The following is a 19397-nucleotide window of genomic DNA, read 5'->3' on the forward strand; positions in this document are numbered from 1 at the left end:
CCCCGCGGCTCGGCGGCGGGCTCGGGTGTCACCTGCCGCCCACGCATCAACGCCCGGCCAGCGCGGCGAGACCGTCGGCCACCGCCGCATCGCCCGCCGCGGACGGATGGAATGCGACACCCTGGTTGACCTTCGGATCGAGGAATCCGTTCACCCACGGTTCGGCCGTGCACAGCCCGTGCCCGGCGGTCACCGCGCGCGCATCGAAGAATTCGATGCCGAGCAACTGGGCCGCTTTGCGCTGGGCCTGGTCGAGCCGATCCAGATATACGGTCAGCGCCGCACCGCGCGGCTGCACGAACGGCATTCCGAAGAAGTCGAAACACAGCGTCTGCTGGCCGGGCGGAAAGAGTTCGGGATAGCCGACAAGGACGATCCGCGCGCTCGGCGCGTAGTACTGGATGTATTCGACGACGGTCCGGATCCGCTCGGCATACAGCTCACCGGATACCGCGTGGTAGTCGGTTATCCGGCCCTGCTGGGCCGCGTCCAGCCCGCACCCGTCGACCAGGTTGAACAGGCACGTCCCCAGTGCCGACCACACCGTCATATCGTTGGTGCCCCACTTGTCGTTCAGGCCGAACTGCAGGGCCACCAGCTTCGTCCGCGGGCCGAACGCGGCCGCCTGACTCGCCGACCTCGCCTGCACCAGCAGCGTGGTGCTGTGCCCGCTGTCGATCGTCGCGCCGGTGCACGACTCGTCCAGGAAATCCGGGCTGCCCGCCAGGCCGAGCCGGCCGCTGAGCTGGTTGGGCCACGAAGTCTGGCCGCGCACACAGGTATTCGTGAAACTCCAGTCCCATCCGTTCGACGTGTACGAATCGCCGAGGACGACGACCTCCCGGCCCGCGGCGGGGTCGGCCGCCGCGGTGTTCGCCGCGCTCATCGCCACGGCGACCGCTGATGCCAACGTCACCAGCAGGCGGCCTGCTCTCGTGTGCGTCACTGTCGTCCTGTCTGTCAGTACCCGGCGTGCGGATCGAATCCCGGATCCGGCAGTGTCGGTGCGGGTTTCGCGGTCGGGGCAGGGGGTTCGGGCTTCGGCGGCGCGGGCGGCTTGGCCGGTGCGGGCTGAACCGGCGGCTCGGGTGGCACCTGTGGCGGCGGGGGTGGGGCCGCGGGCGGAGGAGCCTCGGGCGAGGGTGCGACGGGTGAGGGTGCGACGGGTGGGGGTGGGGCGGGCTGCTCGCTCGATGGCGGTGCGGCCTGCTGGGGCGTGGATGATGTCGCGACCGGCGCCACGCTCGTCGTCGTGGGGTGCGCGGGCCCGCTGTCGGAGCCGCATCCCGTCACCGCGGCCAGCACGGCGATGCCGCCGACCAGGGCGGCAACGCATCGGACCACCCCGCCATCCCGCGGCTCGGCGAATGCCCCGGCGGCACTGTGCCGAATCGAACCGGGGCGTCGATTCGAATCGATCCGATTCACACTGTGTCGATACATATCGGGCCGATATGCATCCGGATGGACACCTGCGAGAAAGCGAGTGAAACGCGAAGCGATATTCGACACCTGTGCTCCCTTTCCGGGTGGAACGGACGCGACCCGCCGGATCGCTATCATCGTGCGATTCGGTCGGCCGGATTGCAATACTTGTCCATATCCGACGCGGTCGTCGCCCGCTCGCCGCCGGGCCGTCGAATATTCGGAAATTCCGGTGAATGGCGTCCGGTGATCGCGTCTGTGCCGATTTGTCCTGGCAACAGGACGAGCCGCGTCGGCTCGTAAGGGGCGGCCGGAGCGATCCGGCGTTGGACACCGCGACCCGCCGCATGCCGCATCTCGGGCGAGAACGCCGGTGGTGTCGCGAAACTCGCGCACTCGGCGGTCGATTCGATTCGGATGGACGCACGCTGCCGTACCGGCCGGACGACGTGCTCGGGACGCATTGGAAATCATCGGGGGCAATTGATCTATATACGTACCCGCGCCCGTTCCGGCAATTTCTTGGTTCACCGTAACGCCCGGTTGGTTCCGTATATCGGCGACCGCGAGCCGGACTCGGCCACATCTATATTATCGAGCCACCATGGGTGGGGTCGAATAATACATTCGCTGATACGAACACCTGCCGAACGATCCAGAGTAAATGGTGCGCGAATAATATTTCTCGTCGAGGAGGACCGCATGTCCATGACCGCCATAAATTTGATGGATCCCGAATTCACCACGAATCCGGCCGCCGCATATGGACGGCTGCGCGAGGAGGCGCCGGTCGTCCCGGTGAATTTTCCCGGAGTGGCCGCACCGGTCTGGTTGATCACGCGCTACGAGGATGTCAAGGCGGCGCTGACCGATCCGCGGTTCGTCGTCGACCGCAACAATGTGCCGGGACTGAACGAACCGAGTGCCAGGGATCAAATAATGGAGGCGATGGGCGTTCCGGAGGATCTCCGGCCGCACCTGACCACCATGGTGAATATGGATGGCCGGGCGCACTCCCGGCTGCGCACCCTGGTGAGTCCCGCCTTCACCAGCCGCCGAATGGACGCACTGCGCTCGCGCGTCGAGATCGTCGCCGCGCAATTGGCCGATGACCTGCGGCGCAAGCCGGAGCCGGATCTGCTCGCCGACTTCTCGGCGCACCTGTCCGGCACCATCATCTGCGAGCTGGTCGGCGTCGACGAGGCCGACCGGGCGGAGGTGCGCGGCTGGATTCAGGGCTTCGCGGGCGACGATCAAACCCGCATCCTGGAGCGCGCCCGACTCCTCGTGAACTACACGAAGGATCTCATCGCGCGGCGGCGCGCCGAACCCGGCGACGACACGATTTCGAAACTGCTCGCCGCCGAGGCGGATGGCGACCAGTTGACCGATACCGAGATCGTCACGATGTTCACCATGCTCATCCAGACCGGGTATGTGACCACAGCGCATTTCATCCCGAATGCCGTGGTGACTCTGCTCGATCACCCCGATCAACTGGATCGGCTGCGCGCGGATCCCGAATTGCTGCCGCACGCCGTCGACGAGCTGCTGCGGGTCGCGGGCCCGATCACGGTCGGCACCATGATGTACGCGACCGAGGACCTGAATTTGGCGGGCACGCCCATCCGGCGCGGCGACACCTTGGCGGGCTGCCTGGTCTCCGCCAATCACGACCCCCGGGTATTCGACGATCCGGACCGTTTCGATATCGCGAGGATTCCCGCGTCCGGCCGTAACCACCTGGCCTTCTACTACGGCTCGCACTTCTGCCTCGGCGCGCGGCTGGCGGAGGTGGAGAGCGAGGTGGCGCTGCGGGAGCTGCTGCTGGCCCGCGACGGGTTATCCCTGGCTATCGAGCGGAACCAGCTCGAACACCATCCGAATCCGATCGGAAACCTGCTGGTGCGGCTGCCCGTGCACTTCTGAACCCGGCCTCTGGCGTCATCATGGCACCATGATTCTTGATATGGCGCCATGATGGCGTTACGCTTGTGCCATGGATCTAACGCCCTATGTCGACAGCCTGCAGCAAGAGCTACTGGCGGCGGCCGATTCCGGTGAGGAGACCGCGCTGGCGCAGCGCCTGTCCGCCGCCGTCGCGGCCGCCACCCGGTTGACCATGCTCGATGTGCTGTCCGCCGCCGCGGACGAGATCACCAGGGATCTGCTCCCCGGTTCGGTCGAGCTCCGGCTGCGCGGGCGTAACCCATATTTCGTGGTCGCCTCCGGCCAAACCGCTGCGGAGGACGAGGACGACGAGGTGTGGGCGTCCGCGGCGGGCGCCGGGCGGGATATCCCCGCGTCGGCGCTGAACGGCAAGGATGGCGCCGTCTCGCGGATCAACTTCCGCCCCCCGGAACAGCTCAAGCAGCGCATCGAGGCGGCTGCGAGCGAGGCGGGGCTTTCGGTCAACGCCTGGCTGGTCCAGGCGGTCGGTGTGGCGCTCGCCGGTGATCAGCGGTCCCGGCGGGGGCGCCGGGACGGCAACCGTTCCGGGCGCTTCACCGGCTGGGTCGGCTGAGCCGGCCCGACCGCCGGAACACGCACGAGAGAAGGGGATTCACCATGCCCACATTCGTTACGCCGGAACCCATCGCGGTATCGGTCACGGTCACCAGCGCCGAGGTTCGGCTGGTCGCGAGCGAGCGGGCCGACACCGTGGTATCGGTCGAACCGGTCGACAAGGCGAGTAAATCCGATGTGGATACCGCCGAGCGGACGAAGGTCGAGTTCGCGACCGGTCAGCTGACGGTCACCACGCCGTCGCCCGGCATGCTGCGGGTGAGCAAGCGCAGTTCGGTCCGCGTCACCATCGAACTGCCCGCCGATTCCACCCTGCTCGCGAAGCTGATGCACGCGCGGGTGCGCACCGAGGGCAGGCTCGGCGACTGCGACGTGCGGCTGACATCGGGACAGGCGCAGCTCGATTGCGTCGGCGCGCTGCGCGCGAGCCTGATGCACGACGATATCGCGGTCGAGCACGTCACCGGCTCCGCCGAGATCGACAGCCTGTCCGGTTCGGCGCGCATCGGCGAGGTCGACGGCATCCTCCGGTTCAAGGGCACCAAGGGCGGGATCTGGATCGGCGACGCCTCCGACGATCTCGACATCCGTTCGGTGAACGGCGATATCGAGATCGACCGCGCCGACAGCAATGTCACCGCGGTGACGGTCGATGGCGCCGTTCGGGTCGGCCGGTTGACGCACGGGCACGCCGATCTGATGAACAGTTCGGCGAATATCGAGATCGGCATCAGCAATGGCACCGCGGCCTGGGTGGAGGCCGACAGCAAGAAGGGTGCGGTGCGCAACAACCTTCCGGTGCAACAGAATCCGGACGAGTTCGACAACACGGTCAAGGTGCGCGCCCGAACTCGCTCGGGCGACATCATCATCCGGCGCGCCGCCGATGAAAGCGGCTCCTCGGCCGATTGAAAAGCTTCTGGCACAAAGGTTTTCGGTGGTCGCGGCAGGCGAACGCCAAGAGAAGGTAAGGAAGGAGGGGGAGGTGGCTGATATCTCTCCGATGGCGATAATGGCGATCGGTCTACGCAAATCGTATGGCGAGCACGTGGTGCTCGACGGGATCGACCTGAGTGTCGCTCCGGGAACAGTCTTTTCGCTGCTCGGGCCGAACGGCTCCGGTAAGACGACGACGGTCAAAATCCTCACCACCCTGATCCCGGCAGACGGCGGGGATATGTGGGTGGGCGGGCACAGCGTCACCAAGGAGGGTGCGGCGGTCCGCGGCGCGATCGGCGTCACCGGGCAGTTCTCCGCGGTCGACCGCTGGCTGACCGGCGAGGAAAATCTGCTGCTCATGGGCGATCTGAACCATCTGTCCCGCGGCGACGCGCGCAGGCGGGCCGCCGAACTGCTCGAGCGCTTCGATCTGGTGGACGCGGCCGCGCGCGTCACATCGACCTACTCGGGCGGTATGAAACGCCGCCTGGATCTGGCGATGAGCCTGATGGGCAGGCCGAGCATCATCTTCCTCGACGAGCCGACGACGGGCCTCGATCCGCGCAGCAGGCGCACGATGTGGCAGATCATTCGGGAGCTGGTCGCCGACGGCACCACGATCTTCCTGACGACGCAGTACCTGGAGGAGGCCGATCAACTGGCCGACCATGTCGCGGTGCTCGACCAGGGCAAGCTGGTCGCCGAGGGCACGCCGGCCGAACTCAAACAGCGGGTGCCGGGCGGATACATCAGCTTGCAGTTCCCGGATGTCGAGGCGCTCGATCGCGGCGCTCGCGCGCTCGGCACGCAGGAGCGCGATCGCGACACCCTCACCGCACAGGTCACCAGCGACGGCAGCGCCGCCGCGGTCAAGGCCGCACTCGACCGGCTGTCCGATGACGCCATCCCGGTCGACAAGGTGTCGGTGCACACGCCGGATCTCGACGACGTCTTCTTCGCCCTGACCGGTCACTCCCAGCGCGAGGACGAGAAAGTGAGCATCCCATGACATCCGTTGCCAGCGCGGTCGCCGATTCGACGACGATGGTGCGCCGGGAGCTGCGGCACACCATGCGCAATCCGGGCCAGCTCGCCCTCGCGATGCTGATGCCGCTGATCATGCTGCTGCTGCTCAATTTCGCATTCGGCGGCGCGCTCGACACCAAGGGCATCAAATACATCAACTACGTGGTGCCGGGCATCGTCATGCTCGGTGCGGCCTACTCCGCGCAGGCGACGGCCCTGGCGGTGAACGCGGATATGACCGAGGGCATCATCGACCGGTTCCGGACCATGGCGATCGCCCGGCCCTCGGTCCTGATCGGCCATGTCATCGGCGCCACCGCTCGGTCGCTGATCGGCATCGCGATCGTCGTGCTCGTCGCGCTCGCGATCGGTTTCCGCCCGAGCGCGAACGTCGTCGAATGGCTCGGCGTGATCGGGCTGATCGCCCTGACGCTGTTCTCATTCGCTTGGCTCGCAACGGCTTTCGGCCTGATCGCGAAGAATCCGGCCGGTGCGTCCACCATGACGCTGCCGCTTTCGCTGCTGCCCTTCCTCGGCGGCGCCTTCGTGCCGACCGACACCATGCCCGGCTGGCTGCGGGTGTTCGCCGCCAACCAGCCGCTGACCCAGATCATCGAGGCGCTGCGCAGCCTGCTGCTCGGCGGCCCGATCGGCGATCACGCCTGGCTGGCGATCGCCTGGTGCCTCGGTATCGCGGTGGTCGGCTTCGTCTGGGCCACCTCGGCCTTCTCCCGCCGGACCGCCGTGCAGTAATCCTTCGACCGATAGCTGAACAAGAGTTACCGCTTTCCGGTGCCGCCATTATCTGGCGGCACCGGAAATTTATGTATAAGGAATTCGAGAATTGTCCTGCTGACAAGACATCCGCTGTGTCGCACCGGCTTTCGCTTGCCAGACCGCGACGGGCCTGCCGAGAATCGAGAGCATCGGCCGATTCCCGTGGGGGAAAACGATTCGGCCGCGTTCCGGAGCAGTGGAGTATGACTGTGCCCCCTGACGATCTCGCCGCCCGGCTGGCGCGACTCTCGCCCGCCAAGCGGGCGGTGGTGGAACGCATGGTCAACGGGAATGCCGAGCCGACGCCGGTCGAGGCCGAGCTGATCCGGATCTGGCGCGAGGTCTTCGAAAACGACCGGATCGGCCTGACGGACAGTTTCCACGCGCTCGGTGGCGACTCGATCACCAGTTTGCGGGTGGTGGTTCGGGCGGCGGCCGCGGGCATCAGCATCACCTCTCGGCAGATCCTGGCGGAGGAGACGATCGAGCGGCTCGCCAGGGTCGCGGACGTGCCGGGCGACGGGACAATCGGCTCTTGACCGCATCGATGGATCTGAATGTGCTTGCGCCGCAGGGAGAACAGATGTACCGGGCGATCGGCCGCTTGCTTGCCCACGATGCTGCGCCGGAATGAGGTGATGGGCTCGTGATCGAACCTGGTGATCCGAAAGCTGATGCGATACAGCAGGATTGGCTGCCAGTACACAAAATGGCGGACCGGTGGGCCGAGCGAACTCCGGACGCACCGGCGCTCTGGCACGAAGGCGGCGAGATCAGTCACCGCCAGTTGAGCGAGTGGTCGAATTCGATTGCGGCGGAACTCATTCGGCTCGGCATCGAAGCGGAACAGCTCGTCGGCGTCACCTTGCCGCGGGCACCCGAGCAGGTGGCCGCGGTGCTCGGGGTGCTGAAGGCGGGTGCGGTATATCTGCCGTTGGATCCGGCCTATCCGGCGGAACGGCTGGAGTACATGGTGCGCGACTCCGGGCTGCGCACCCTGCTCACCCGCGGCCCCGGCCTACTGGGCCTGCCGCCGGAGGTGACCGTCATCGATATCGATGATATTGCGCCGCAAGGATATTCCCACGTCCCGGTGCGACCGGCCCAGCTCGCGTACGTGATATACACCTCCGGCACCACGGGCCTGCCGAAGGGCGTCGAACTCACCCACGCCGGGCTGGCGAACGTGATCCGGGCCTCGCTCACCGATTTCGGGCTCGACCAGTCCGCGCGGGTGCTGCAATCGGTTCCCGCGAGCTTCGACGCCGCGGTGTGGCAGCTGTTCATGGGCCTCGCGTCCGGCGGAACGCTGTGTCTGGCACCGGATCTCGCGACGGCCGACCATTCGATCGAGCGGACGATGCGCGAGGGCCGGGTGACTATGGTCTATCTGCCGCCAGCCCTGCTCTCCACCATCGACCCGGCGGGCGTCCCCGATCTGCGGACGGTGATCACCGGCGGCGACCGGATCTCGGCCGAACTGCGCAACCGGTGGGCCGAATCGGTCCGGTTCTTCGCCGGCTACGGCCCGACCGAATGCACCATCGGGCAGACCTGGCAGGAGTGTTCGGTGCGGTCGGCGAGTGCGCCGTCGATCGGTGTGCCCATCGATGGCGTGCGGCTCTACGTCCTCGACCGCACTGGCGATCCGGTGGCGGCGGGCGAGGTGGGGGAGGTGCATGTCGGCGGCATCGCCGCCGGGCGCGGCTATCGGCATCGTCCCGGCCTCACCGCGGCCAGATTCGTCGCGGACCCGTTCGCGCCCGGCGCCCGGATGTACCGCACCGGCGATCTCGTGCGGCGCACCGCCGACGGATCGATGATCTTCGTCGCCCGCGCCGATCAGCAGGTCAAGATCCGCGGCTACCGCATCGAACTCGGCGAGGTGGAGGCCGCGCTGCGGGCCATCGACGGTGTGGCCGACGCGGTGGCCCGCACCGAACCGGGCGCGAGCGGCCTGCCGCGCCTGATCGCGTACGCGATCGCCGCGATACCGGCCGATCTCGTGCGAAATCGGCTGCGCGACAGCCTGCCCGAGCATATGGTGCCCTCCGTCGTGCACGTCGTCGACCACTTCCCGCTGACGGTCAACGGCAAGATCGACCGCGATGCGCTGCCCGCCCTGATCCGCACCGCACCGGACCCGCTGGCACAGGCGCTCGCGGCGGTGGAGGCCATGTCCGACGAACAGGCGCGCGCCCTGCTCGACGACTGATCGCGCCGAAATATCGAGCAACGGCGGCGTTTCCGCCGCCGACCCCTCATGCTCGCTCGTCCCGGATCGTCCGGACCACCTTGATTATCTCGGCGTTGAGCAGTGCGGTCATTCGGCCGCCGTCGGCGGCGACCGCGACCGGCGGGGTGTCGAAGACGGTGACGTAGCGGCCGTCGCCGACCAGATCGCGCCAGCCGAGGTGATAGCGGGTGATCCCGCGCGGGCCGAAACGCGAACGGCCCTGCACGATTTCGATCAACCCGACGCTGTCGACGGGTGTGCTGTGGAATGCGAGCGACCGGCGGCGGAACGAATTCTCGATGGCGTCGGCATTGACCTTGGAGCGGCCGTACGCGTAGTCGAAATCGTCGTCGTCGCGCTCCTCCGATTCGACCAGGACCACATGGTCCTGCCTGCCCGCATTCGTCCGCGGCAATTCGGCGACGACGATATCGGCCAGCCGCAGCGGATCGCATTCGGTGACGACGAAGCCGCCGCTGTGCCAAATCGTCTTGCCCGGAAGCTGTTTCGCCAGATATCCGCGATCGCCGCGCCGCGCGGCCAGCAGCCGGATCAGCCCGGCGGGGTTATCCGGGTCGGCGTCGGAACCGGTGACCACCAGCCGGATATCGGGTTGGGCCAATGCCTCGAGCACGCCGTCGAAGGCGTCGTCGAGCGTCGCGCGCATCCGCTGCCGTGCCGCCGCCTTCTCACGCTCGTGTTCGTCGTACGAGTCGGTCTCGGTGAGGTAGCTGAACGGCGCGGGGAGGAATTGCTCCGCCAATTGTTCCCAGAGGGCGGCGAATTCGATATCGGTGAAATTCCAGGTGTTGTTCATCATTCCAACACCGGGGCGACGGTCGTCGTCCGCCCCAGTGCCTCGTCGAAGTGCTTGGTGGAATTGAGGTAGCTGGGTCGTGTCTGTTCCTTGCCGTGGTGCCCGGCCCCGTGCATGGGCGCGCCCGCGGCGCCGGGCGCGCCCGGCGAACCCGCGATCGGCGTGGCGGCGGCGAGTCCGCCGCTGCCGCCGGCGGCCAGCGTCGCGCGGGGAAACAGCTTGGCCTGCGCCGCTTCTCGGGCAGGCAGGGCGTTTACGCCGAGCGGTCCGCCCGGGCCGGGGCCGGGACCACCGATCTTGCCCGGGCCGCCGAGACCGGCCTTTGCGGCGTCCATGACTCCGGGCGACATGGGGTCTGCCGATGCGGGGCGCAGTTGCCCGGCTTGCTGCGCGCTCTGCAATGCCTGCTGTGCCGCCTGCAGCGCCGGATCTGCCGCGCCGGATAGCGTTGCGGGGCTGGCTTTTTCGCCGGGTTGGGTGGCAGGCCGGGGATCCGGCTGGGGCGCATCGGATTTGGGCGGCCGATGGGTCCGCGGGACTTTGCGCGGAAGCGCTTGGCGTGGACCGGATATGGCTTTCGGCCTGCCGCCCGCGCCGGGATCGATCCAGCGTGATCGCGGGCCGCCCCGATTGTGCGCACCGTCCCTCGGCTTGCCGACGGGCCCGTGCGTGCGCTTGGGGAGTGGAATCTTCGGTACGTTGCGGGTCGTCTCGGTCAGTCCCCGCACATACCAGTTCCAGAAATTCCATTGATAGTGCTGCAGCAGCGCATTTCCGACACTGACGGGGCTGCCGATGAACGTTTCGCCGTCGGCGGTGACCCGAATAACCTTGTCGCCATTGGAAACATTGCCCGGGATATGGTGGGTCCGGCGCGCCCCGTAGGTGGGATTGATGCCGACCGAGGATTCGGCATGATCCATATTCCAGTCCCGAGTGGGCGGATGCGGGAGCAGCGGCATCCGCGTTCGCGTCATATCCACCCATTCCGCCGCGTACAACAGGTTTTCGCCCATCAGGGTCATGCTGTGGGTGAGTGTTCTTGTGCACGCGGTGTATTCGTCGACGGCGTCCTTCAGCTTCGTATGGCCCGCGCCCTCCCAGTCGCCGCCGACGGCCGCGATATCCTTGGCGAGTTTCCCGAAGGCCTGCTCCAGTTTCGTCGCCATCGCGCGCCACTCGCCACCGGCATCCCGGATCGGCGCGGCATCCATCTCGGTGAGCGCGTGCAGCTGCGGCCACGCCAGCCGCTGCGGCGGCTCCGCCGATACTTTGACGGTGTCGAGCGGCCTGATGTCCTTCCCCTTGGCCGGCGCCCAATTATGGCGCTGCCACCGGTGTTCCCACGGCTGCAGCGGATTGCTCGGATGGTCGGCCGGGTAGTCGTCGATCGAGGTATGGGTCTTGCCGATATGCGGCACCTCGGGCTTCAAATGATCGAAGGCGACAGCGGAATATTGATCCGTCCCCGGATACGCCTTTCCGGCGGCCCCGACGGCATGCGCCATCTGCTCCAGGATCTTTTGGTGCGCCCGCAATGCCTCACCGAGATTCTTGGCCGCCTCATTGAATTGACCGGCCAGCCCGATACCCGATGTCAGCGCGTTGAGATCCTTCAGCCGGATGCCGTCGAGCCGTTTCTGTACCCCCAGCACCCACCCGAGCGCGGTATTGGTGGCCTGTACCGCCCGCAAGGCCGCCTGCGGCTGGAATTTCAGCTGTCCCCGCCGCGCCTGCAGCTGAAATCCGGTCCATTTCTTCTGAATTTCCGCGATACTCGGCGGCTCGGGCTGCGCATTGGTAGTCATCGGAACAACTCCTGATTACTTCTAATTCCCTGCAATTAGCTGTGTGACTGTCCGTATCCGCGTGCTGCCACTCCTGCGTCGATATCCTGATCGCCCGACCCGATCGCTATCGCTCCACGCTATTACGCGGGTCCGTCGCGCACGTCCAACCAGCATCGGATATCCGGATAAGACTCACGTCATATCCGCGTCGCGGGGTAAACCTGGGTTGTAGTCCGACGGTGGCAGACGGTGTACGAAACACCGACACCTATTTGCGTTGTGGTGCGGGCTCATACGATGAGCGATGTGATTATCAGGCCCGGTATCCCGCTGTTCGGCGGGCGGGTGTTTCCGCGCCGGTCCGGATTCGGCAATCCACGGGTCGTCGACGCGGTGGTGGCCCTGGTCGTGTTCGCGGCGGTTTCCGTGGTCGGCGCCTGCTACACCCAGCCGGGCTGGCGGCCGTTCGACCTTTTGGCCTACGTGATCTGCGCGTTCACCTGCCTGCCGCTCGCGGCGCGCAGGCTGGCCCCGACGCCGACCCTGGTGATGACGTCCGCGGGGTACGTCGTCTATTTACTGCTGGGTTATTGCCCGAGCCTCAATTTCTATGCCCCGCTGGTGGCCTTCTACACCGTCGCCGCCGTCGCGCGGCCCGCGGTGACGGCGGCGAACGCGCTGCTGTTCGGCGCCGTGATCTTCTACAGCGGATGGGTCGCGGTGCCCGCGGTGGTGGCGGCCGCCCAGGCCGCCGCGACGCCGGGGGTGGTCTGGACCCTCGCCGGGGTGTCGCGGCGCTTGGGCCTGCGCAACCGGCAGCTGGCCGAGCTGACCGAACAGCTGCGCTGTGAGCAGCGGCTCCGGGTGGAGCATGCGGTCGCGAAGGAACGCATGCAGATCGCTCGCGAACTGCACGACGTTGTCGCACACCATATTTCGGTGATCTCCATGCAGGCCGGGGTGGCCCGCTACGTCTTCGACAGTGATCCGCCCACCGCCCGCACCGCGGTGCGGACCATCGGCGACACCAGCCGGGAAACGCTCGAGGAACTGCGGCGCATCCTGCACCTGCTGCGCGCCGGTGACGCGCCGCCGGAGACGGAAATCGAACCGGCTCCCGGATTCGCCGGATTGGCCGCGCTGATCGAACGGGTGCGCGGCGTCGGCGTCGACGCTGAGTTGACGGTCACCGGCGCGGTCGACGATTTGCCGTCGGGCCTGCAACTCGCGGTGTACCGGGTCATTCAGGAGGCGTTGACGAATGTGCTCAAGCATGCCGGGCCCTGCCGGGCAGGCGTTGTGGTGCACCGTGATTCGCGGCAGCTGACGGTGACGATAACAAACGAGGGCCCGCTCGTCGCGGAAACGAAGGCCGCCAACGGAAGTCACGGTCAGGTCGGGATGCACGAGCGGGCCCGCCTGTACGGCGGGACGCTGGTGGCCGGACCGCGGCCGGAGGGCGGCTACCAGGTAATCCTCACCGTGCCTTGGCCTTTGCCGGTAGCGTCGACGCACAGGTAACCGCCGCTGGCCGCAAGGAGTGACGCTGGAGATGATCAGCGTACTTGTCGTCGACGATCAACCGCTGATCCGCGCCGGTCTGGTCGCGCTGCTGCGCGCGGATCCGGGGCTGACGGTCGCGGGTGAGGCGGGCGATGGAGACCAGGCCGTGCACCTTGCCGCCACCACGCGGCCGGATGTCATCGTGATGGATATCCGAATGCCCGGCGTCAGCGGAATCACCGCCACCCGCCGCATTCTCGCGGAGCGGGATCCGGCGCCGCGGATTCTCATACTCACCACCTTCGACCTCGACGAGTACGTCTACGAGGCGTTGCGCGCCGGTGCGTCCGGATTCATCCTCAAGGAGGCCGAGCCGGAACGCCTTTTGGCGGCGATACACACAATTGCCAAGGGGGATATGCTTTTTGCCCCGACCGTCACCCGCAGGCTGGTCGAGGCGTATCTCGGTGGGGGAGGTGCGATCCCGCCGCTGCCCGCGAACGGCAGGCTCGGGACGCTCACCGCCCGCGAGCTCGAGGTGCTCCGGTTGGTCGGTACCGGCGCGGGCAACAACGACATCGCGAACCACTTGACCATCAGCGAGGGCACCGTCAAGACGCATCTCAACCGGGTGATGACCAAGCTCGATCTCACCAGCCGCGCGCAGGCCGTCGTCGTCGCGTACGAATCCGGCCTGATCACACCGAAATCCGCGTCCGGTGGTGCGCAGAACCGCCCGACGGCAACCTGATCGGGCCGGCGCCGGCAGATATTGGCCTCTGGTCTCCTGAGTCCCGTTGTGTTACAACGGTATTACATATAGCTACCTAAGCTAACTATCTGGAGGTCCCAGGATGTGTGGGATTACAGGGTGGGTTTCGTTCGACTCGGATCTCACCGGACAACGGGAAATCCTCGACGCGATGACCGAGACCATGGCCTGCCGAGGGCCCGACGGGCGCGGTACCTTCCTGCGACGGCATGCCGGATTGGGTCATCGGCGCCTTGCCATCATCGATCTGCCGGGCGGGACGCAGCCGATGAGCGTTTCCGAACCGGACGGCGATGTGGCGCTGGTCTACTCGGGTGAGGCGTACAACTTTCAGGAACTGCGGAAACGCCTTGTGGGACTGGGGCATACGTTCCGAACCGACAGCGACACCGAGGTGGTGCTGCGGGCGTATCTGCAGTGGGGCGAGGCGATGGTCGACGAGCTCAACGGGATGTACGCGTTCGCCATCTGGGACCAGCGGCACGAGAAGCTGGTGATGGTCCGGGATCGGATGGGGGTCAAGCCCTTCTACTACTATCCGACGCCCGACGGTGTGCTCTTCGGGTCGGAACCGAAGGCGATCCTGGCGAATCCATTGGTGCCCAAGGTGGTCGAACTCGATGGTCTGCGGGAACTGTTCATCTTCACGAAGGCCCCAGGCTGGGCGATGTGGAAGGGTATGTCGGAGCTGCTGCCCGGCACCGTGATGACGGTGGACCGCAAGGGAATTCGCCAGCGCACCTACTGGCGGCTGACCGCGGCCGAACATCGCGACACCCGTACCGAAACGGTGGCCCGGGTGCGCGAGCTGTTGACGGATATTGTCCAGCGGCAACTGATTTCGGATGTGCCGCGGTGTGTGCTGCTGTCCGGCGGGCTGGATTCCAGCGCCATCACCGGTCTGGCGGCGCGCGAGCTCGCGCGCACCGGCGAACAGGTGCGCACCTTCTCGGTCGATTTCGTCGACCAGGAAAAGAATTTCATCCCCGATGAGATGCGCGACACCCCGGATTCGCCGTTCGTCCGCGACGTCGCCGCGTACGTGCAGTCCGCGCATCAGGACGTGATGCTGAATCCCGCCGATCTCTCCGATCTTTCGGTGCGGCGCACGGTGATCGGCGCCAGGGATATTCCGCTCGGCCTCGGCGATCTGGACAGCTCGCTGTATCTGCTGTTCCGGTCGATCCGCGAGCAGTCGACGGTCGCGCTCTCGGGTGAATCGGCCGACGAGGTATTCGGCGGCTATCGCTGGTTCCACGACGAAACCGCGATGTGGGCCGATACTTTCCCGTGGTTGCCGCTCAGCGAAATCGTCATGGGCGTACAGGATTTGCTACATCCGGAGTTCCGGGAGAAGCTGCGGCTGACCGAGTACGTCGCCGATCAATACTCGGCCGCCGTCGCGGAGGTCGACCATCTGGATGGCGAATCCGAGCTCGAACATCGGATGCGCACCATCTGCCATCTGCATCTGACCCGATTCGTCCGGCAACTGCTCGACCGCAAGGACCGGATGTCCATGGCGGTCGGACTCGAGGTGCGGGTGCCGTTCTGCGACCACCGGCTCGTCGAGTACGTGTACAACACCCCGTGGTCGATGAAAACCTTCGACGGCAGAGAGAAGAGCCTGCTGCGGCACGCCGCCAAACATGTACTGCCCGGATCCGTGGTGGAGCGGGTGAAGAGCCCCTACCCGTCCACCCAGGACCCGGGCTACGCGGCGAATCTGCAAATACTGGTGAAAGACCTGATGGGCGAGCCGGATTCGCCCCTGCTCGCCATGCTCGACCGCGACTGGCTGCAACAGGCCGTCGAACAGGACCCGACCCGAATGGCCGTCGGAACCCGCAGCGCGCTGGACCGCGCCATCGACATCGGCGTCTGGCTCGACCTCTACAAGCCGGACCTCCGACTGTGAGATAGATAGCGGCACAATGCGTTTCGGCCCCGATGCGGTGGACGCATCGGGGCCGAGGACGGCAGGTCCAGTGCCCCTCCACCGCCGCCAGGTCGGCGCTGGCGGGGCCGACGCCCGAGCGTCACAGTGTGCGCACCGCCAATTCCGTTAAACGCCAGCCTTCTTCGGTGCGGGCGGCCCGGCATTCGAATACGCTGATGGCGCGGTCGAACCGCTTGTCGTCGACGGTCCGGTAGTAGCGGACCAACAGCCTTGTCGCCGATGATCCGCACGGCCGCTCACCACTTCACTGGCAGGTCGTACATGCCGTACACCAGCACGTCGTGCCGGAAACGAAGCTCGCCCGCCGGAATATCGAGCCGCAGCCCGGGAATCCTGCCGAAAATCGTTTCGAAGGCCAGCGCCAATTCGATCCGCGCCTGCTGATCACGTCGTCACCCGGTGCGCGCAACTTCTGCGCGATCAGCTCGTCGATGAAATCCCACAGGCTGAAGGCGATTTCCTGCTGCTCGGCATCGGTGTTGTCCTGGCTCAGACCGTTCATCAGGAAACACCAACTTCGACAACAGATTTCGTGGTCAATGTGAAGGGTGCACCCGATGTGCACCGCCATCTGCGTCGGCCGTATCTGCGCCTGCGCGGCCTGCGCACCCGTGGCGGGTCCTCGGTCGCGGCGCCGTCGAGCAGCACCACGGTCAGCGCGGCCAGGCTCAGATCGTCTATCGGACCGGCGATCCGGAATCCCACCGCTGTCTGCTCAGTCACCCTTCTCTCCAATCTCGTTGCTACTGAGGCGGGTTGCCGTGTTTGCGATCGGGCAGGTCGACCTGTTTGGTGCGCAGCATCGCCAGACCCCTGATCAATGCCGACCTGGTGTCGGCCGGATCGATGACGTCGTCGACGAGCCCGCGCTCGGCCGCGTAGTAGGGATGCATCAGCTCGTCGGTGTAGTCGCGCACCAGCTGCTCGCGCAGCGCCGCCGGATCGTCCGCCGCCGCGATCCGCTTGCGGAAGATGACGTTGGCCGCACCCTCCGCGCCCATCACCGCGATCTCGTTGGTCGGCCAGGCCAGCGCCAAATCCGTTCCGACACTGCGCGAATCCATTACGATATAGGCGCCGCCGTATGCCTTGCGCAGCACCACCGAAATGCGCGGCACGGTGGCATTGCAGTACGCGTACAACAGTTTCGCGCCGTGCCGGATGATGCCGCCGTGCTCCTGATCGACGCCGGGCAGGAAGCCGGGCACGTCCAGCAGGGTCACCAGCGGGATATTGAACGCGTCGCACATCTGCACGAAGCGGGCCGCCTTCTCGCTGGCGTGGATATCGAGCACCCCGGCGAGCATCTGCGGCTGATTGGCGACGAATCCGGCCAGCTCGCCGTCGAGCCGGCCAAGGGCGACAACGATATTCGTCGCCCAGCCAGCGTGTACCTCGAAGTACTCGCCGTAGTCCACCAACTCGGCCAGCACCCGGCGCATATCGTACGGCCGGTTCCCGTCCGGCGGAACGATATCCGCGAGCGCCGGACAGCGCCGGTCGGCCGGATCGGTGCACAGCATCGTCGGCGGCTGCTCGCCGCTGTTCTGCGGCAGCAGCGAGAGCAGATACCGCACATCCTCCAGACAGCTCTGCTCGTCGTCGTAGACGAAATGCGCGACACCGCTCTTGCCGCCGTGCGCATCGGCGCCGCCCAGCTCGTTCTGGCTGATCCGTTCGCCGGTAACCGCCTGCACCACATCGGGTCCGGTGATGAACATCTGCGCGATATCGCGCACCATGAAGACGAAATCGGTGAGCGCGGGGGAGTAGGCCGCTCCGCCGGCACACGGTCCGAGCATCACGCTGATCTGCGGGATCACCCCGGAGGCTGCGACATTGCGGCGGAAGATGCCACCGTAGCCCGCGAGCGCGGTGACACCCTCCTGAATCCGCGCTCCCGCACCGTCGTTGAGCGATACCAGCGGCGCGCCCGCCTTGAGCGCCAAATCCATGATCTTGTGGATCTTCTCCGCATGCGCCTCGCCGAGCGCGCCGCCGAATATCCGGAAATCGTGCGCGTAGACGAAAACCGTTCGCCCGTATACGGTTCCCCAACCCGTGACGACGCCGTCGGTGTACGGGCGGTTGCGTTCCATGCCGAAACCCGTTGCCCGGTGCCGTCGCAGCGGTTCCACCTCGGTGAATGAACCATCGTCGAGCAGCAGCTCGATCCGTTCCCGTGCGGTCAGCTTGCCCTTGGCGTGCTGGCGCTCGGTGGCCGCCGGATCGGCGCCGGTGCGCACCGTCTCCTTGATGGCGGCCAGTTCGCCGAGCCGGTCGATCGCGGTGAGCGTTCTTCGCTGTGACATGTCAACTCTCCCTAGCCGATCCGCGCCAACTGCCGACCGGCCAGGCACTCCTCGGCGAAACCGAGGGCGCGCACCGCGGCCACATGCGGCAGCCGCTCCAGCCACGCTGTTGAGGTTGGTGTCGATCACGTTGTGCCAGAGCCGTTCGCGGCATCGGTTTCAAACTGGTTCAGTCGTAAGCAGGCCCTGGTTCGCCAGCTGGGCCCGCACCGCCCGCACGGCGGACCGATCCGCCTCCGGACGGCCCTGGCGCGGCGGCAACACGGGGAACACCGTCGTTCGACCGGCACGTACCGATGGATGGGTGCGCACTGCGGTAGACAGACCCTGCGACGGGCCTGCCTCGATGAGTAGATGGTCCCCGGAGGCCAGCAGGGTCTGCAGCGTCGGCCAGAAGAGCACGGGCTCGGCGGGCTGAATCGCCCAGTAGTCGGGATTCCTGGCTTCTTCGGCGCTGAGAAAGTGACCGGTGTAGGCCGAGAGCACCGGGATCTTCGGTGGTTGCAGCCGAATCGACGCGAACAGGAGTGCGGTTTCCTCGGCCAGGCCGGCGATCGCCGAGCTGTGGAATGGGGTCTGCGCCGCGATCGGCCGACAGACGTAACCGTCGGCGCACAGTTGCTTCTGTACAGCGGCCAAGGCCTGCTCCGGTCCGGCGAGGACGGTCTGGCGGCGAGCGTTGTGCGCGCCGACCTGGATGTGGTCGTCGAGGTAACAGGCCAGTTCGCTCGGGGTGGCCGCGACGGCGAGCATGCCGCCCGCCGGGCCATCGGCCAGTCGTTTCGTGCGTTCCACCAGCAACGCGCAGATTTCCGCCGGATCGAATACGCCGGCGATGGTCGCCGCGACCACCTCGCCGACGCTGTGCCCGAGCAGCACCGCCGGCCGCACGCCCCAGCTCAGCACCATGCGCCCGAGTGCGTAATCGACCGCGAACAACAGGCCCTGCGCGGGAACCGTCGCATCGATGGACACCGCCGGATCCGGGTTGAGCCAGAGGGCCCGCAGCATCGCACCCTGGTCACCGTAGGCCGCCAGGGTCTCGTCCAGCACCTCGGTGAAGACCGGTTCGTGCCGGTACAAACCGGCGGCCATTCGGCGGTGCTGGGCGCCCTGACCCGGGAACATCAGGGTCACCCGAGGTGTCATGGCCACGATGGCCCCCTTTCTCGGGCCATCCGGCCCGCTGTTCGGCAGCCGAATCGTCGCCATCCCGATTCGAGGCGCGGTGGACGGCCTCTGGACTCCAATGCGACTCCGCCCGTCGTCAAAACCGGCTCATGACACTTCGAGCCGGCGCAGAACCGATGCGAT

At 66.6% G+C, this 19397-nt stretch carries 19 protein-coding genes; 10 read left to right on the forward strand and 9 right to left on the reverse strand.

Annotated elements, in window-relative coordinates; all coding sequences use genetic code 11:
• Positions 1-46 precede the first annotated feature (46 nt).
• Both F5544_RS10745 and F5544_RS47030 read right to left on the reverse strand, forming a co-directional pair.
• Positions 47-946 (reverse strand): SGNH/GDSL hydrolase family protein, encoded by a 900-nt coding sequence (locus F5544_RS10745; protein WP_167473048.1) that lies wholly within the window; start codon positions 944-946, stop codon positions 47-49.
• 14 nt (positions 947-960) lie between these two features.
• Positions 961-1428 (reverse strand): hypothetical protein, encoded by a 468-nt coding sequence (locus tag F5544_RS47030; RefSeq protein ID WP_167471224.1) that lies wholly within the window; start codon positions 1426-1428, stop codon positions 961-963.
• A 699-nt stretch (positions 1429-2127) separates the two neighbouring features.
• Between F5544_RS47030 and F5544_RS10755 the strand changes: the two genes are divergently transcribed.
• The 7 genes from F5544_RS10755 (at position 2128) to F5544_RS10785 (ending at position 8908) form a co-directional block, all read left to right on the forward strand.
• Positions 2128-3354 carry a cytochrome P450 family protein gene (locus tag F5544_RS10755; RefSeq protein WP_167473049.1) on the forward strand — a complete coding sequence of 409 codons (1227 nt, stop codon included), beginning with the start codon at positions 2128-2130 and terminating at the stop codon, positions 3352-3354.
• Positions 3355-3424: 70 nt separating this feature from the next.
• A complete protein-coding gene (locus tag F5544_RS10760) occupies positions 3425-3949 on the forward strand; it encodes a toxin-antitoxin system HicB family antitoxin (RefSeq protein ID WP_167473050.1) in 525 nt (174 codons plus the stop codon).
• Between the two features lie 44 nt (positions 3950-3993).
• Positions 3994-4863 (forward strand): DUF4097 family beta strand repeat-containing protein, encoded by an 870-nt coding sequence (locus F5544_RS10765; RefSeq protein ID WP_167473051.1) that lies wholly within the window; start codon positions 3994-3996, stop codon positions 4861-4863.
• Positions 4864-4954: 91 nt separating this feature from the next.
• Positions 4955-5899, forward strand: coding sequence for an ATP-binding cassette domain-containing protein (locus tag F5544_RS10770; protein ID WP_167479107.1), 945 nt, complete (start codon positions 4955-4957; stop codon positions 5897-5899).
• Complete coding sequence (locus F5544_RS10775; RefSeq protein WP_167473052.1) at positions 5896-6669, forward strand: ABC transporter permease; 774 nt, start codon at positions 5896-5898, stop codon at positions 6667-6669. The genes F5544_RS10770 and F5544_RS10775 overlap by 4 nt, the downstream gene beginning before the upstream one ends.
• Before the next feature lie 227 nt (positions 6670-6896).
• Positions 6897-7232 (forward strand): phosphopantetheine-binding protein, encoded by a 336-nt coding sequence (locus tag F5544_RS10780; RefSeq protein ID WP_167473053.1) that lies wholly within the window; start codon positions 6897-6899, stop codon positions 7230-7232.
• Positions 7233-7339: 107 nt separating this feature from the next.
• A complete protein-coding gene (locus F5544_RS10785) occupies positions 7340-8908 on the forward strand; it encodes an amino acid adenylation domain-containing protein (RefSeq protein WP_167473054.1) in 1569 nt (522 codons plus the stop codon).
• 46 nt (positions 8909-8954) lie between these two features.
• Here F5544_RS10785 and F5544_RS10790 read toward each other — a convergent pair whose 3' ends face one another.
• Positions 8955-9749 (reverse strand): ESX secretion-associated protein EspG, encoded by a 795-nt coding sequence (locus F5544_RS10790; RefSeq protein WP_167473055.1) that lies wholly within the window; start codon positions 9747-9749, stop codon positions 8955-8957.
• Entirely contained in the window at positions 9746-11554 is a 1809-nt protein-coding gene (locus F5544_RS10795) for a WXG100 family type VII secretion target (protein WP_167473056.1), read from the reverse strand. The genes F5544_RS10790 and F5544_RS10795 overlap by 4 nt, the downstream gene beginning before the upstream one ends.
• 288 nt (positions 11555-11842) lie before the next feature.
• Between F5544_RS10795 and F5544_RS10800 the strand changes: the two genes are divergently transcribed.
• The 3 genes from F5544_RS10800 to asnB all read left to right on the forward strand — a co-directional run bounded on the left by F5544_RS10800 (position 11843) and on the right by asnB (position 15729).
• Positions 11843-13057 carry a sensor histidine kinase gene (locus F5544_RS10800; RefSeq protein ID WP_167473057.1) on the forward strand — a complete coding sequence of 405 codons (1215 nt, stop codon included), beginning with the start codon at positions 11843-11845 and terminating at the stop codon, positions 13055-13057.
• A gap of 31 nt (positions 13058-13088) precedes the next feature.
• The gene (locus F5544_RS10805) at positions 13089-13790 is read left to right on the forward strand and encodes a response regulator (protein WP_167473058.1); all 702 of its coding nucleotides are present in this window, start codon (positions 13089-13091) and stop codon (positions 13788-13790) included.
• A 103-nt stretch (positions 13791-13893) separates the two neighbouring features.
• Positions 13894-15729 carry an asparagine synthase (glutamine-hydrolyzing) gene (asnB, locus tag F5544_RS10810; protein ID WP_167473059.1) on the forward strand — a complete coding sequence of 612 codons (1836 nt, stop codon included), beginning with the start codon at positions 13894-13896 and terminating at the stop codon, positions 15727-15729.
• Between the two features lie 121 nt (positions 15730-15850).
• Here asnB and F5544_RS47035 read toward each other — a convergent pair whose 3' ends face one another.
• The 5 genes from F5544_RS47035 to F5544_RS10830 all read right to left on the reverse strand — a co-directional run bounded on the left by F5544_RS47035 (position 15851) and on the right by F5544_RS10830 (position 19232).
• A complete protein-coding gene (locus F5544_RS47035) occupies positions 15851-15976 on the reverse strand; it encodes a hypothetical protein (protein WP_275107022.1) in 126 nt (41 codons plus the stop codon).
• Between the two features lie 39 nt (positions 15977-16015).
• Positions 16016-16273, reverse strand: a complete 258-nt coding sequence (locus F5544_RS10815; RefSeq protein ID WP_167473060.1) for a hypothetical protein — start codon at positions 16271-16273, stop codon at positions 16016-16018.
• Positions 16273-16494, reverse strand: a complete 222-nt coding sequence (locus tag F5544_RS10820) for a hypothetical protein (RefSeq protein ID WP_167473061.1) — start codon at positions 16492-16494, stop codon at positions 16273-16275. Before F5544_RS10820 ends, F5544_RS10815 begins: the two co-directional genes overlap by 1 nt.
• A 20-nt stretch (positions 16495-16514) precedes the next feature.
• Positions 16515-18083 (reverse strand): acyl-CoA carboxylase subunit beta, encoded by a 1569-nt coding sequence (locus tag F5544_RS10825; protein WP_167473062.1) that lies wholly within the window; start codon positions 18081-18083, stop codon positions 16515-16517.
• A 159-nt stretch (positions 18084-18242) separates the two neighbouring features.
• Entirely contained in the window at positions 18243-19232 is a 990-nt protein-coding gene (locus F5544_RS10830) for an acyltransferase domain-containing protein (protein ID WP_167479108.1), read from the reverse strand.
• Positions 19233-19397 lie beyond the last annotated feature (165 nt).

Origin of the sequence: Nocardia arthritidis (assembly GCF_011801145.1) — a bacterium.
GTDB lineage: Bacteria > Actinomycetota > Actinomycetes > Mycobacteriales > Mycobacteriaceae > Nocardia > Nocardia arthritidis_A.